This window comes from Propionivibrio sp. (assembly GCF_049316945.1).
Classification (GTDB): domain Bacteria; phylum Pseudomonadota; class Gammaproteobacteria; order Burkholderiales; family Rhodocyclaceae; genus Propionivibrio.
The window spans coordinates 1-13,300 of the sequence record NZ_JBMOJE010000124.1 but is presented as its reverse complement, the minus strand read 5'-3'; the positions used below and the strand labels follow the sequence as shown (position 1 = coordinate 13,300).

General features: G+C 57.0%; 15 protein-coding genes. 13 read left to right on the top strand and 2 right to left on the bottom strand.

Going from position 1 to position 13,300, the window contains the following annotated elements; translation table 11 throughout:
- Window positions 1-419 precede the first annotated feature (419 nt).
- The 10 genes from ACOYNV_RS21230 (at window position 420) to ACOYNV_RS21185 (ending at window position 8,589) form a co-directional block, all read left to right on the top strand.
- Entirely contained in the window at window positions 420-893 is a 474-nt protein-coding gene (locus tag ACOYNV_RS21230; RefSeq protein WP_422901805.1) for an acyl-CoA thioesterase, read from the top strand.
- Window positions 894-1,336: 443 nt separating this feature from the next.
- On the top strand, window positions 1,337-2,014 hold the full coding sequence (locus tag ACOYNV_RS21225; RefSeq protein ID WP_422901804.1) for an SOS response-associated peptidase: 678 nt from the start codon (window positions 1,337-1,339) through the stop codon (window positions 2,012-2,014).
- Window positions 2,015-2,028: 14 nt separating this feature from the next.
- On the top strand, window positions 2,029-2,868 hold the full coding sequence (locus ACOYNV_RS21220; RefSeq protein ID WP_422901803.1) for a hypothetical protein: 840 nt from the start codon (window positions 2,029-2,031) through the stop codon (window positions 2,866-2,868).
- A gap of 110 nt (window positions 2,869-2,978) precedes the next feature.
- The gene (locus tag ACOYNV_RS21215; RefSeq protein ID WP_422901802.1) at window positions 2,979-3,173 is read left to right on the top strand and encodes a hypothetical protein; all 195 of its coding nucleotides are present in this window, start codon (window positions 2,979-2,981) and stop codon (window positions 3,171-3,173) included.
- Window positions 3,174-3,177: 4 nt separating this feature from the next.
- The gene (locus tag ACOYNV_RS21210; RefSeq protein ID WP_422901801.1) at window positions 3,178-5,268 is read left to right on the top strand and encodes an ATP-dependent helicase; all 2,091 of its coding nucleotides are present in this window, start codon (window positions 3,178-3,180) and stop codon (window positions 5,266-5,268) included.
- Complete coding sequence (locus ACOYNV_RS21205) at window positions 5,265-5,795, top strand: LexA family protein (RefSeq protein WP_422901800.1); 531 nt, start codon at window positions 5,265-5,267, stop codon at window positions 5,793-5,795. The genes ACOYNV_RS21210 and ACOYNV_RS21205 overlap by 4 nt, the downstream gene beginning before the upstream one ends.
- A gap of 1 nt (window position 5,796) precedes the next feature.
- A complete protein-coding gene (locus ACOYNV_RS21200; RefSeq protein ID WP_422901799.1) occupies window positions 5,797-7,068 on the top strand; it encodes a Y-family DNA polymerase in 1,272 nt (423 codons plus the stop codon).
- 125 nt (window positions 7,069-7,193) lie between these two features.
- Window positions 7,194-7,367, top strand: coding sequence for a hypothetical protein (locus tag ACOYNV_RS21195; RefSeq protein WP_422901798.1), 174 nt, complete (start codon window positions 7,194-7,196; stop codon window positions 7,365-7,367).
- 474 nt (window positions 7,368-7,841) lie between these two features.
- Window positions 7,842-8,111 carry a DUF1778 domain-containing protein gene (locus ACOYNV_RS21190; RefSeq protein WP_422901797.1) on the top strand — a complete coding sequence of 90 codons (270 nt, stop codon included), beginning with the start codon at window positions 7,842-7,844 and terminating at the stop codon, window positions 8,109-8,111.
- On the top strand, window positions 8,104-8,589 hold the full coding sequence (locus tag ACOYNV_RS21185; protein WP_422901796.1) for a GNAT family N-acetyltransferase: 486 nt from the start codon (window positions 8,104-8,106) through the stop codon (window positions 8,587-8,589). The genes ACOYNV_RS21190 and ACOYNV_RS21185 overlap by 8 nt, the downstream gene beginning before the upstream one ends.
- A 90-nt stretch (window positions 8,590-8,679) precedes the next feature.
- Here ACOYNV_RS21185 and ACOYNV_RS21180 read toward each other — a convergent pair whose 3' ends face one another.
- Together ACOYNV_RS21180 and ACOYNV_RS21175 are read right to left on the bottom strand one after the other, a co-directional pair.
- Window positions 8,680-8,955 carry a type II toxin-antitoxin system RelE/ParE family toxin gene (locus ACOYNV_RS21180; protein WP_422901795.1) on the bottom strand — a complete coding sequence of 92 codons (276 nt, stop codon included), beginning with the start codon at window positions 8,953-8,955 and terminating at the stop codon, window positions 8,680-8,682.
- The gene (locus ACOYNV_RS21175) at window positions 8,952-9,407 is read right to left on the bottom strand and encodes a hypothetical protein (protein ID WP_422901794.1); all 456 of its coding nucleotides are present in this window, start codon (window positions 9,405-9,407) and stop codon (window positions 8,952-8,954) included. The genes ACOYNV_RS21180 and ACOYNV_RS21175 overlap by 4 nt, the downstream gene beginning before the upstream one ends.
- Window positions 9,408-9,700: 293 nt before the next feature.
- On the opposite strand from ACOYNV_RS21175, the gene ACOYNV_RS21170 reads away from it, so the two are divergent.
- From ACOYNV_RS21170 to ACOYNV_RS21160, 3 genes are all read left to right on the top strand, one after another.
- The gene (locus tag ACOYNV_RS21170; RefSeq protein ID WP_422901793.1) at window positions 9,701-10,078 is read left to right on the top strand and encodes a hypothetical protein; all 378 of its coding nucleotides are present in this window, start codon (window positions 9,701-9,703) and stop codon (window positions 10,076-10,078) included.
- Between the two features lie 177 nt (window positions 10,079-10,255).
- Window positions 10,256-12,088, top strand: a complete 1,833-nt coding sequence (locus tag ACOYNV_RS21165) for a hypothetical protein (protein WP_422901792.1) — start codon at window positions 10,256-10,258, stop codon at window positions 12,086-12,088.
- A 276-nt stretch (window positions 12,089-12,364) separates the two neighbouring features.
- On the top strand, window positions 12,365-12,895 hold the full coding sequence (locus ACOYNV_RS21160) for a hypothetical protein (protein WP_422901791.1): 531 nt from the start codon (window positions 12,365-12,367) through the stop codon (window positions 12,893-12,895).
- Window positions 12,896-13,300 lie beyond the last annotated feature (405 nt).

The window sequence follows — 13,300 nt, the reverse complement described above, 5'->3', positions numbered from 1 at the left end:
GATCGGGACGAATAAGTCGTTGATTTAGCTTGGGGTAGCTGCTACATAATGCCGCGATTACACGGGTTTCAGTTCGCATGATGGTAAAAGTCCTCGTTAGGAAGATATTGATAATCTACATGGGAGCGCCTTGGTCGAAAAGCAAGTTCCCATGAACTGACACTTCGTTAAAATCGAGGGGTTATGCCACTCAGGCGCTGAACGATCGAATTGAAGAATAGGGTCGCCGCGGAGCGTATTGGCCAAGCTCAATAGGCCGGATACCCGCTGTGTAGGCGGATTCATTGAGCGTGTATCTCGAGGTTCGCTGATCGACGGCGCGGGGCAACAAAAACGGTGAATTGACTATTCCCCCATAGGGTCGGCCATCTGCAACGCTCAGAATCGCAGCGTTAACAACGGTTACTGAAATGGATGCTATGGAATACCAACGTACGGATGAATTCAACTGGGACTATCCAAAACCCTTCACCCTTGCAGTGTCACCCAGCGGCGGCGATATCGATGGCCTGAACCACACCAATAATGCAGTCTATGTCCGTTGGTGCGAAACCATCGGCTGGGCACATTCCGCGGTACTTGGCCTAAGTTTGGCCGACTACGGGCGCCTGGATCGAGCGATGGCCATACGCCGAGGTGAATATGACTATTTGCTGCCCAGTGTCTTGGGCGATGAACTGTTGCTTGGCACGTGGCTAACAGGCAGTGATGGCAAGATCACGATGGAGCGCCGGTTTCAGCTGATCCGCCTGCGCGACCAATCGACGGTTCTGCGCGGACGCTGGGATCTGGTGTGCATCGAAATGAGCACAGGCCGGCCGCGTCGCATGCCAACCGAGTTTTCAGTCGTGTATCTGCCGGCGATTGTCGAAAAGATCCATCCAGATTCGTAGGCCCCCTGGCCGCAGTTACGCGATAGTTTGGCTATTGTCTGGCAAGACGTGGGTGGATCAGCGACGGCGCTCGCCACGTCGTCCCACGCTTCGGATGGAGGCGCTCCCGGTTAGCTCATCGCCGGGCGATCAACATTGCGTTATGCTAATCCCATGTGCGGACGCTTTGCCCTCTACCAAACCCTGCCTGTTCTCCGGGATCATTTCAAGCATGCTTATTCGGTTAGCACACCCAAATTGCAGAACATCCCTACTTGAGGGCCACTTTCGTATAAAACGTTTGCGGCGCAGCCTTTTCCTGCCTTTTGAATCTGGGCGACGCCCACTTCCGACCTGGAAATGGTATTTATTTCGGATGTGTGTGCTAACCGGATAAGCATGATTTCAAGGTTCCGGCGGATGGTTTTGAATTCGGCCCGCGCTACAACCTCGCGCCGAGCCAGGTGGCACCCCTCGTCCGCGCTGACGCTGCCGGCCAGCGCACTTTCCTGCTCGCGCTGTGGGGGCTGATTCCGGCCTGGGCCAAAGTCACCGACACGCTGCCCAAACCGATCAACGCCAAGGCCGAAACCGCCGCCATCAAACCCCTGTTCCGGCAGGCCTTCCGGCAACGCCGTGTCCTTGTCCCGGCCGACGCCTTTTTCGAGTGGCAACCGGTGGCCGGTCAGAAACAGCCCTACCTGATTCACCTGGCGGACAATCAGCCCTTCGGGATGGGCGGCTTGCTGGAGTTCTGGCCAAGACCGGTCGGTGAAGTGGCTACCTTCACCATTCTGACCACCGCAGCGAACGCCCTCATGGCCCGGATTCATAACCGCATGCCGGTGATCATCCGCCCGGAAAAACTACGCCGAATGGCTCGATCCCGGGGTGAACGATGTCAATCGCCTGCACACCCTGATGGCCCCCTACTCGGAAGAAGCCATGGAAGCCTATCCGGTGAGCCAACGAATCAACAGCCCGGCGTACGAGGGCGCAGACTTGCTGGTACGGGTCGACCGTCCCGCGGCCTGATCCACCGGTTTCCCATGTTCAGAGTGTTCGCCCAAACGGAAAGATATCGTACGTACGATATTGCCAAGGGACCGCTGTTCGCCTATTCTCCTATCGTACGTACGTAAATACGGAGAACGGCATGAACGACCGCACTGAAACGCCCAAACGAGGTCGGGGACGTCCGGCCACCTATTCAAATGATGCCGAAAGGGTGCGCGCCTGGCGCCAACGCCAGCGCGAACTCATTGCTTCGGCCAAGGCCCCGGCGCCGCCGGTCGTCGTCGAGAAAATTGTCGAGGTCGAACGGATCGTTGAAAAGCGGGTTTCCGTACCGGCCAGAGCGGGCAAAACGGTTGCCAAAACACCGGATGCAAGCCACCTTTTCCCCCTGCTCAAGGAACGCTTCGCCGGCCCCCAGGGCGAAGAGACCGCCAAGCGATTTCGGACGAACGCGGCCAGAGTGGCCACCGCTGCCCGCGACGTGCTGTCCCTCGCCCAACGGAGCGGCCGCGTGCCGGAGAGCGAAGACATCTTCCTGCGCCAGGTTGCGCAGTTCTTCGAGCAGCTCAACGGGATCTTCCAGAACGTCCAGGCCGGCGCCAAACGGGCCGCAGCGAAAGCGGAAGCCGACTATCAGGCCAGGCACGAAGCGGACATCAAGGCAACGGTGCTCAAAACCTTCGGTCCGTCACCCGCTCCCGCCGACATCCTGACGATGGGCGAAGCCCTCCTCGCGTTTGATGCGGCCGCCAACGACTGGCTCAGCAAAAAATACCGCGTCGATCGCGGTTACTTCTCCGTCGTACGGTACGTCGCCTTCGAGCGCGCCATGCAGCAAGGGAATGCCGAGAAAGTCGCCCGCGAGCTCGCCGAAGCCCGGCTGGAGATCGGCGAAAAGGGCCGGCGCTGGGTTGACGGCGAACAGACGGGCTACGCGGCCGGCTGGGCGGATTTCGATGACTATCGTACGAACGCCTGATGGACGCCGTTCTGAAATCATTTTGATAGGGAAGCAAAGCAGACGCGCCGTTTTTTCTTGCGGGCTCCGGGTGGCTGTATATAATTACAGTATTCAAGGAGTCCACCGCCATGCCCCCGCGTTTTATCTGCCCCCATTGCCACAGCCCGATTGATCCGCCCAGCATGGAGGTCGCCAGCAGTGCCGTTGCCGCGTATCGCATCTGTCCGGAATGTGACGAACTGACGGTGGTCCTCATGATCAGCAAGGAATCCAACGAGAAACGGCCCGCACCGTTCCAAGGGGCGCCCTCCCCTGCCGCATGACTGAATGCCACCTTTTGTGAGCGATTCCCCCCGCGTGACCACCCCCGACTACCTGTCCGGCCTCAACGACGCCCAGCGGGAAGCGGCCACCTATGGCATCGGTTCCGGCCAGCTCGCCGGTCCCCTCCTGGTCATCGCCGGCGCCGGCTCGGGCAAGACCAATACGCTGGCCCACCGGGTCGCCCATCTGCTGGCCGAAGGCGCCGATCCGAGCCGCCTGTTGCTGCTCACCTTCTCGCGCCGAGCGGCGGACGAAATGACCCGGCGCGTGCAGCGCATCGTCAGCCAGGTCTCGCACCAGCATGCCCGTCTGGTCAGTGCCGGATTCCCCTGGGCCGGCACCTTCCACAGTGTCGGCGCCCGCCTCCTGCGCGACTACGCCGGCCGCATTGGTCTCGACCCGGCGTTCACCATCCATGACCGGGAGGATTCCGGCGACCTGATGAATCTCGTCCGCCATGAACTGGGCCTCTCGGCGAAGGGCAAGCGCTTCCCGCTCAAGGGCACCTGCCTGGCCATCTACTCGGCGGCCGTCAATACCCGCAAGCCGCTGGCCGAGGTGCTGCTGACCACCTTCCCCTGGTGTGCCGAGTGGCAGACCGAACTCAAGGGCTTGTTCCTCGCCTACGTCGAAGCCAAGCAGGCGCAGCAGGTCCTCGATTACGATGATCTCCTCCTGTACTGGGCGCAGATGGCCAGCGAACCCGACATCGCCCGGGAACTCGGGGAGCGTTTCAGCCAAGTGCTGGTCGATGAATACCAGGATACCAACCACCTGCAGGCGGCCCTGCTGCTGTCCATGAAACCGGATGGGCGGGGACTGACCGTAGTCGGCGACGATGCCCAGTCGATCTACAGTTTCCGCGGCGCCACGGTACGCAACATTCTCGATTTTCCCGCCCACTTCGATCCCCCGGCCCGGCTAATCACGCTCGAGCGCAACTACCGCTCGACCCAGCCGATCCTGGCCGCCGCCAACGACGTCATTGCCCAGGCCAGGGAACGCTACAGCAAGGAGCTGTGGAGCGAACGAGCTTCCGCCCAGCGACCGCAACTGGTCTCGGTGCGCGATGAAGTTGATCAGGCGACCTACGTCGTCGAGCAGGTGCTGGCTCAGCGCGAGAGCGGCATCAAGCTCAAATTCCAAGCCGTGCTTTTCCGCGCCGCCTCGCACAGCGTCCGTCTGGAAATCGAACTGACCCGGCGCAACATCCCCTTCGTGAAGTTCGGCGGCCTGAAATTCCTCGAAGCCACGCACGTCAAAGACTTGCTGGCCATCCTGCGCTGGGCGCAGAACCCCAGAGACCGCGTCTCCGGCTTTCGCGCCCTGCAGTTGCTGCCGGGCATCGGTCCAAAAACGGCGAGCCGCATCCTGGAAAATCTCCAGGCCGCCCCGCCGGGCTGCGCCTTGCTCCCCGAGCAGCCCGTCCCGGAGAGTGCGCGCCCGGCGTGGCTGGAGTTCGCTGCGCTGCTCGAGGCCATTCCGAGCGCTCCCTGGCCAGCCATGTTCGAACAGGTGGCACGGTGGTACGAAGCCCAGATGGAGCGGCTGTTCGACGATGCCGTGATGCGCCAGGCCGACATCCAGCAACTGGCGCGGATTGCCGCCACCTACCCGAGCCAGGAACGCTTTCTCACCGAACTGACCCTCGATCCGCCCGATGCCACCAGCGACCAGTCGGGGGTGCCGCTGCTCGACGAGGACTACCTGATCCTGTCCACCATCCACTCGGCCAAGGGCAAGGAATGGACGGCGGTGTCGATTCTCAACGTGGTCGATGGCTGCATTCCCTCGGACATGTCCACCGGCAGCGAACCGGAGATCGAGGAGGAACGCCGCCTGCTCTATGTGGCCATGACCCGGGCAAAGGATCATCTGGCGCTGCTGGTGCCGCAGCGATTCTACGTTTCAGGCCAATCCGGGACAGGTGACCGGCATGTCTATGCCAGCCGGACACGCTTCATCCCGAACCGTATGCTCAAGCAATTCGAAAGCCGGGTGTGGCCGCAGGCTGATCAGCAGATGCCGGAAAGTAATGCGGTCCAGCACAGTCCAGTGGATCTGGCGGCGCGCATGCGGGGGATGTGGCAGTGAGCGGGGCGCGCTACCGGCCGGGAAGCCAGGCGGTCGCGGCGACCCGCCTTGATTTCGTGAAGGCACGCACAAGAATTGAGAGGGCCGCCGGCGCCTTGCGCTTCGTCCTCCCCGCCGAAGTCGCTGAACGGATCGCGCTGCCGGTCTTCTCCACCGCCGTCCGCGCCGGATTTCCGTCACCGGCCGACGACTACGTCGAACACCGACTGGACCTCAACGACCTGGTGCTGCACAAGGAGGCGACCTTCTACGCCTGGGTCAAGGGCGACAGCATGCAGGATTTCAACATCCACGACGGTGACCTGCTGATGATCGACAAATCGCTCGGAGCCACTGTCGGCGACATCGTAGTGGCCGAAGTCGAGGGCTCGTTTACCGTCAAAAAGGTCGGTCGAGGCGTACTGCTGGCCGGCAATCCGGCCTTTCCGCCGATCGCGATCAACCCGGAGACCGGGGTGCAGATCTGGGGCGTGGTCGTTCGGGTCATTCACGATCTCCGGCAACGCAAGACACGCCGGACGGTCTGAGATGGCGACCGTCGCCCTGGTGGACTGCAACAATTTCTACGCCTCCTGCGAACGGGTGTTCAATCCCAGACTCGCCGGCCGGCCGCTGGTGATTCTTTCAAATAATGACGGATGCATTGTGGCCCGCTCCGCCGAGTCGAAAGCCATGGGAATTCCGATGGGCGTTCCCTGGTTCAAGATCGAGAAGGAGTTCCGCCAAGCCGGTGGGGTGGCGCTCTTGAGCAACTACGCACTGTATGCCGACATGAGCAACCGGGTGATGTCGATCCTGGCCGGGTTCTCGCCGGAGCAGGAGGTGTATTCGATCGATGAATGCTTCCTGGGGATGGCGGGACGAGATGATCTTTCGGGGATCGGTAACGAGATTCGGGATCGGGTCAAGCGCTGGACCGGGTTGCCGGTCTGCGTCGGATTTGGCCCCTCGAAAACGTTGGCCAAGTTGGCCAATCACGTGGCCAAGAAACGCCCGGCGTGGAACGGGGTGTGCAGCCTGATCGGCTTGGCCGAAAGTGACCTGCTGGAGCTTATCGGCGGTTTCGAGGTCCGCGAGGTGTGGGGTGTCGGCCGGCGAATCGCGGCTCGCCTTTCACATTTGGGGATCGTTACGGTTGGCCAACTGCGCAACACCGACCTGAAACTGATCCGTCGGGAATTCTCGGTGGTGATGGAACGGACGGTAATGGAACTGCGGGGCGTGTCGTGCCTGGCAATCGAAGCGATGGCCCCGGCCAAGAAGCAGATCATGAGCAGCCGTTCCTTCGGACAGCCGGTATACGATCTGCCGGGACTTGAAGAGGCTGTGGCCGCGTACATCAGCCGGGCGGCCGAGAAGCTGCGCCGGCAGCGCCATGTCGCCGGCGGGATCCTGGTGCTGCTGCAGACCAACCCGTTCAAGCCCGACGAGCCGCAGTACCACCCGTCGATCACGCTGCCGCTGGTCCTGCCAACGGCGGACACCCGGGAACTGGTTCGGGTCGCGATCCTCGGGCTGCACCGGATCTTTCGCGAAGGCTATGCCTACAAGAAGGCCGGGGTGATGCTGATGGAACTGGGGCAGGCGGCCAGCCAGCGACAGAGCGACCTGTTTGCGGCACCGGTCGATCCGGAGAAGTCATTGAAGCTGATGGCCACGATGGATGCGCTCAATGCCCGTTTCGGGCGCGGGGCGTTGCGCCTCGCGGCGGAAGGCATTGAGCAGCACTGGAAAATGAAACGGGGCCGGATGTCGCCCTGCTATACGACACGATGGAAAGATTTGCCGGTCGTGGGCTGAGGCGTGAAGCTCATGCCACGACGGCGACCGCAGTGTTTTCCTTGGCGGAATTAAAATCCCCGCCATGTTGGTAATGGGAAACGCGATTTACCTAACTTTCATGCAGCCATGACGCAGCGTCCCTGATGATGAACGATACTGTGAGGGTGGCTGCACAACAACATTTTGCAACCGGGCGTCCAATTTACTACGGTGATTCCGCGTATCCGGACGGCTTGGTGAAGAAATACCCGGACGGCCGCAAGCAGCTTGTGTCGGTCAGTGAGGACGGCAAAATCACTGTTATCCGGGACATCTGATGCCCAATCTTTTTTGACGGTTTTGAAATAGAACTGGACCAGCGAGTTTCGGACCGACTTCAACGAAACTCGGTGGCGACAAGCTGAAATCGCGTCAGTGTTGTGATTAGTGCATTGTCTAGGTGTGGAATCGAAGAGGGTTTTTTGAACCCAGCCGCTCCGCTCAGACTCACAAGCTCGTTCGCGCTGCGGCCTTTTTCGCCAGCAACTCATCAGATTTCCTTACGAGTTGCTGACCGGCTCCCTGGCCACCTCACCCTTTCTCAAAAACCCTCGTATTCGAGAATCATTCTGAAACCGGAATGCCACAACGCAAACACTGGCCTCGGCGTTCTCAAATACGTTTCTTGAAACTAATTTCTTAAAAGGTGCTGATCTCACGGGTTTTGAGAGGTGCATTAAACCCCTTGTATTTTACTTGTTTATACGGTAAATTGCCGTATACGGAATTATGCCGTATTGAAGGAGGTTATCGTGCCTGCTGTTGCTCGGTTTGATTTAAAAATGAATGTTGAAGAAAAGGACGTTGTTGCTCGCGCGGCCGCCCTAATGGGCACCACGATGGCGGCCTTTGTGCGTACGGCAGCAAAAGAAAAGGCCCGTGAACTATTGGATCGTGAATCTCGCATCACGATGTCCACCCAGGACTTTCAGGCATTCACGGCCGCACTGAATGGGGCTTTTTCGCCGAATGCCGCCTTGCAACACGCCATGAACCTCGCGCGCGAGGTAAGGCGTGCTTGAAGAGCAATTGCTCGATCCAATCCGTCATGACCGCCAAGCCTTCACCTCTGGCGTTGTCGAACTTGACGAGTACCTTCAACGCTTTGCGGTTCAGCAGAGCAAGAAAGGCATCACCGTCGTGCGGGTTCTGGTTGATACTGATTCGCCCAGAACCATCCTGGGCTACTACAGTTTAAGCGCCGCCCAAGTCGATGCCCTTCAGTTGGATGAACGTACCCAGCAAAAATTACCCCGCTACCCAGTCCCCTGTTTTCGTCTTGGGCGTTTAGCCGCGCATTCGGCGCATCACGGCCGGGGTTTTGGGCGTCTGCTCATTGGATGTGCCGTTGATCGATGCATCGAGGCTCGCAAACAGGTGGGCGCCTACGCGCTTGTAGTCGATGCAAAGGGGGAGACGGCCAAAGCGTTCTATGAGCACTATGGATTCACCCCCTGCCGTGACAATCCGATGACCCTGTATCTATCACTGGGCACATAGGCCCGTCATCAAACTAGGCACGAGCCAACTTTCCGAACGGCACATCGTCCGCGTCGACCTGCTCGACGCGAGCCTCCCAGCCGGATCGCATTACGGCCATTGCCGCGCGGTATGCAGCACCCGGAGAATCGCAATCTCGGCATCGCTCTCCCGATAGATCACCACATAGCTCGGCCGGATCACCATTTCCCGCGTACCCTTCATCCGCCCCGGCTTGTACAGCTTGGGGTGATCGGGCAGGGCGCGGGTCTTGGCCTCGATGGTCTCGTCCAGTTCAAGCGCCGCGATAGGATTGTCCTGAGCGATGTAGTCCATGATGGCGGCGCGATCCTCGCGGGCCAGCGGTCGCCAGACCAGCCGAATCATTCCAGGCCGGCCTGTTGGCGCAGCGCCGTGCGGCGTGCGTCAAACTCGGCCATCACCTGCTCGTGTGGAATGCTCGGGCGCGGGTCGTCAATGGCCGCCTGCACCTGGGCGCGGAACCAAGTGTCGTAGGCGGCGGCTTCGTGGGCGCGCTTCATGCGCTCTGAGGAATCGGCCCGCGTGCTTCGGGTCACGTCGCCGGCGCTGTGATTACTGGCATCGAGCAGGTCGATCCGGACGATGTGCAACTCGTTCTTGAGGTAGTCCATGCAGGTGTCCAGACTGCGCCAGGTGCGCGGCTTGTCGGTGCGCTGCGTTCCGAGCGGTTTTTCTGTCGGGCCGAGCTTGAGCAGGACCGACCAGCCGCCCGGCAGTCCAATGATCGACGCGCCCCGGATGGCGCTGGCTTCAACCAGGCGACGGGCCATGGCGGTATCAATGGTGTGGGCGTTCATGAATGCCTCGCGGTGGTGACCGTAATTTAATAGAGGCAGTGTGCAGATTATTATCTGTTTCTGCAAGCACCTAGCTAATCGACCGCGTGCGACTTTCCATAACGCCTGGTGTGCGATCAGGCAGGAAGGGGTGGCGACGCGACAGCAACCGCAACCGCAACTCGTAATTAAATACGCAAAAGCCTTTTTAGTGCTATTGTTATTGCCTCGTCGATAACCCAATAAAAATGAATTTTTAGTGCGTTTATGTTATCGGGCCGCTACAGCCACTTGAACCATCAGGGATTGAAAATATGAAAAAAACTACTCTTGCCATAATTTTCAGCACCATGGCTTTAATTACTGGCTGCGCACTCACAACCGCTACCGGTCAAAAAATCGATGAAAACGGTTTGTCTTCAATTGTAAAAGGCAAAACAACTAAAGCTGAGTTGATCTCTAAGTTGGGATCGCCTAATAGTCGTACTGTTATGGGCGATGGCAACGAAATGTTGTTTTGGTCATATTCAAGTATGAAATTTAGCATGTTGCCGTTTGGTAACAAAGGAAACATATCAGAGTATTCAAGCTTTTCAGCCACTCTGAATAAACAAGGTGTCGTTCAGGAAACGCATTTCTTAGAAAGTAATTCTGGCGGTCCAGCAGCGAAAGTTGGTGTTGATATAAATTAAGGAACGCTTACGAAATAACTTCCCCTTTTCTAACGTGGCTATTTTTGCCCAAAGCCCCGAATATGCAGAGCACAGCATATTCGGGGCTTTGGGCAAAAATAGCCTAGAACGAAACTAATTTCCGGATACCCGTAATTTTTACCCCATACCGTCCCATTAATACAAACAAGGCTTTTCATGTCGTATGACTATAACTCGCAGGACAGCCGATTCGATTTCCCAAATCCGTATCGCATTGAGAACATTTTTTATTTCTGCGCCGCTTCCATTCTTGTTATCGGAGGGCTTTTGCTGCTTCTGGTGGCGAGGGGATCGCTCGGCAGTGGCTCCCTTATCGCGATGGCCCCGCTTGTTATTGGTGTTGGATTGCTGATCCACGGATTGATTTATGCGGCGCAGGCCATGTCCCGACTTCGATTCTTCTTTGGGCGTGGGCAGCCCGCCAATTTGGCGCAAGAGCTAACGACCGATCAGGAGGGTACGACCTCCGATGCCAACGCCATCAAAGACCTCCTGCGCCACAATTCATTGAATTTCCCTGAACCGACCGGGCCCCTCAATGGCGTGCTTTATTCGCTCATTCCCAATCTGATTTATGCCCCACAACACATACAGTATGTTGCTCAGCGTCAGTTCCAGAACGCCTTGGCCATATTGATTACACTACTGAGTCTTGCGGTGTCCTTAGTCGGGGCGGGAAAAGACGCAACCGGTTGGCTTGGGTGTTTCTATTTCTGTATGGCCCTCTTCATTTTGTTAAAGCCCCTCGAAACCGGGGCCTATGGTCACTCCAGCCTTGGCTTTAATGGTCTGATTGGCCTGATTTTGCTTTCTGTTCTCGGCCCCGTCGTCATTCCAATGATTACGAAGGGTGCGCTGGCGCCCATATGGCTTCCCGGCATGGGGCAGTCGGCCTTGATAATGGTTGTCGCAGAAGCCGCGATCGTTCTCTTCTTTCTCGCGGTTATAAACCAGACGCTGAAATCGCCACCCCAAGCCAGTATGGCGGTGGTACAGGGTACGCTCACCATGAATAGCCATCCCAAACAGGTTCTCGACGAACTTGAGCGCCGACTCCAGGATCAATGGGAAGCGTCACTTCCTAATCGTCGGTATTCGCGCCTTGTACCGGAAGTAGTGCTGAATGCTCAATCGGGTAGTTTTGAAAGTGAATTGCTGGAGGAAACTCAACCCATTCCTCGAAGCGAAATGCAGTCGTCGATCTCTCTTGAATCCTGCTTTAAAGAGCCTCGTTACCGCTGGCTGGGATGGCTTAACAGCTATGGTCTTGTCGTAATGCTGGCAGCGGTTCTGTCCATGGCTTTTTTTGCAGCAAAGTTCTTTACCGAAGAAGGAATGAACGTTTCGATGATTTCCTACGCAACGATAGGATTTTCATTATGGATTCTTGGACACTTCTGTTTTCGTGCTGGCAATGTCCTTTGGGGCCGTTTTGATTTTGTATCCAAGTTGGTATGGGTTGAAATGATAGGCAATTACCAGTCCGCCCAGATGGACTATGGCAACCAGTTTACGGATCGGGTAAAAACTCAGAAACAAGTGATCAATATTGAATCGATGACCCTGCGCGTATGGATTGCCGAAGTTGAAACCGTCGCATTTGGCAAAGATTTGGGACGATCAATTCTTGGAATGCGCGGACTCAAGGACGAAGCAAATGCCCTTCATGCCCATTTAACCTCATTTGGCCAACAACAAAGCATGATCGTTGCCCCGACATCTGCGGTAGATTTGCAGCGGGCTAACGCGCTGGGGGCTATGAACAAACTAAGCAGCGGCGCAGAAGGCACTCTGGCACTGCCCAGCGCTATTGCCCAAGCGATATCTGCTGCATCCACAGAAAGTACGGGCGAGGTGGTAGTAGGCAATCAGAATTCAACCATATCTAAACCCATCGTCACTGCTGAATCTTGCCATGGTTGCCAAATCGCATCGGATGCCAACCGTAAATTCTGCCCGGATTGCGGTAGCCGATTGGCGCTAGCTTAACGTGAAATAACCCTGATTTAAGGAATAAAAAGGGGTTGTAAGCCCAAACCCCAGAAAATTCCGTCACGCAAAACTTTCCGGTTTCAGTGTGTGGCGATGCCAAATTTTGACCCAAAAACCTAGGAAGGCAGCCCAATTGGCCATCAATCTTTCCGTTTATCGATTGTTTTACGGAATGTATTGACGACAAACCCCAGAAAATGGCGTCGCGGAATTTTCTGGGGTTTGTCGTCAATACATTCCGTAAACCTAGTTTGCTCCTAAAGGAAATGTTTCGTGAAAATCAAAGCAATGCTAATTGCCGCTGTACTGTCCGCGCCAATGTTGGCGATAGGAGCCGACTTTTGCTTAAAAGGTCATTGCTTAGGAGAACCAGCATCAAAATACCAGTCTGCTATGGTTCCTTCTGAATATAGTGGGCGACCCGCGATTAATTGTAGCGGGGCGACGTTTTCTACCTCGATCACCGAGGATGGGCAATCCTTGAAGATAACTTTTGGCCCAAGCTATAAACATGCGGGTAAAGACTTTTTTGAGTATTACCGAGTGGCGGGCGTTAGCGTAGCATTCAAACCCGATCTGTCTATCGATGTAGCCAACGACGAAGTCTCTAAACTGTCTAAACGCATGGGATTAAGAGCTTCTCGATATGGAGATGGGTCTTTCAGCTCGCAGGAAAAGGATAATCAAAACGCTATTCTTTCCGCTCGAACGGATGCGTTCACTCTCTATTGGATGGACTATAAGCTGTACCAGCGATTACAAAAACAACCCGGCTGTTCGACTACAAAAGCCCCAGGGCTTTAAGACTGGGGTTGTACGCCGGAACCGCCGAAAATTCCGTCAACCCAATCCCAGCCCCGCCACAATCGCATCCAGATCGATGATCTGACCCTCTCCGTGAAAGGTGTAGTGCCCATTCAGGTGCTCGCCACCGCCCAAAATTGCACCAAAATCAAGGACGCCCTATTGACGGTTTCGGACAGTGGGCGTCGCTCAACGTCCGGATGAGCGCTAACCATTCATCCGGCATTCAGAAAGGGCCTGTAAGGTTACTGGCGGAAGTTCGTCAGTTACAGATCGTTCCTGTCGTTTTCGGAAGACGGCAGCACGGAATATTAGGAGTCGGCTGCACTGGTGGATTGCAGCGCGGCGTAAATGACAAATCTCGCCCCATTGGAGCCACCGAATCGCGGCCTAATGGTGCCAGCG

Coding starts and splice junctions, on each gene's coding strand:
- ACOYNV_RS21220 (WP_422901803.1), top strand. CDS start 2,029: ATGAACGACCGCACTGAAACGCCCAAACGAGGTCGGGGACGTCCGGCC.
- ACOYNV_RS21195 (WP_422901798.1), top strand. CDS start 7,194: ATGATGAACGATACTGTGAGGGTGGCTGCACAACAACATTTTGCAACC.
- ACOYNV_RS21210 (WP_422901801.1), top strand. CDS start 3,178: ATGCCACCTTTTGTGAGCGATTCCCCCCGCGTGACCACCCCCGACTAC.
- ACOYNV_RS21230 (WP_422901805.1), top strand. CDS start 420: ATGGAATACCAACGTACGGATGAATTCAACTGGGACTATCCAAAACCC.
- ACOYNV_RS21215 (WP_422901802.1), top strand. CDS start 2,979: ATGCCCCCGCGTTTTATCTGCCCCCATTGCCACAGCCCGATTGATCCG.
- ACOYNV_RS21170 (WP_422901793.1), top strand. CDS start 9,701: ATGAAAAAAACTACTCTTGCCATAATTTTCAGCACCATGGCTTTAATT.
- ACOYNV_RS21180 (WP_422901795.1), bottom strand. CDS start 8,955: ATGATTCGGCTGGTCTGGCGACCGCTGGCCCGCGAGGATCGCGCCGCC.
- ACOYNV_RS21175 (WP_422901794.1), bottom strand. CDS start 9,407: ATGAACGCCCACACCATTGATACCGCCATGGCCCGTCGCCTGGTTGAA.
- ACOYNV_RS21165 (WP_422901792.1), top strand. CDS start 10,256: ATGTCGTATGACTATAACTCGCAGGACAGCCGATTCGATTTCCCAAAT.
- ACOYNV_RS21200 (WP_422901799.1), top strand. CDS start 5,797: ATGGCGACCGTCGCCCTGGTGGACTGCAACAATTTCTACGCCTCCTGC.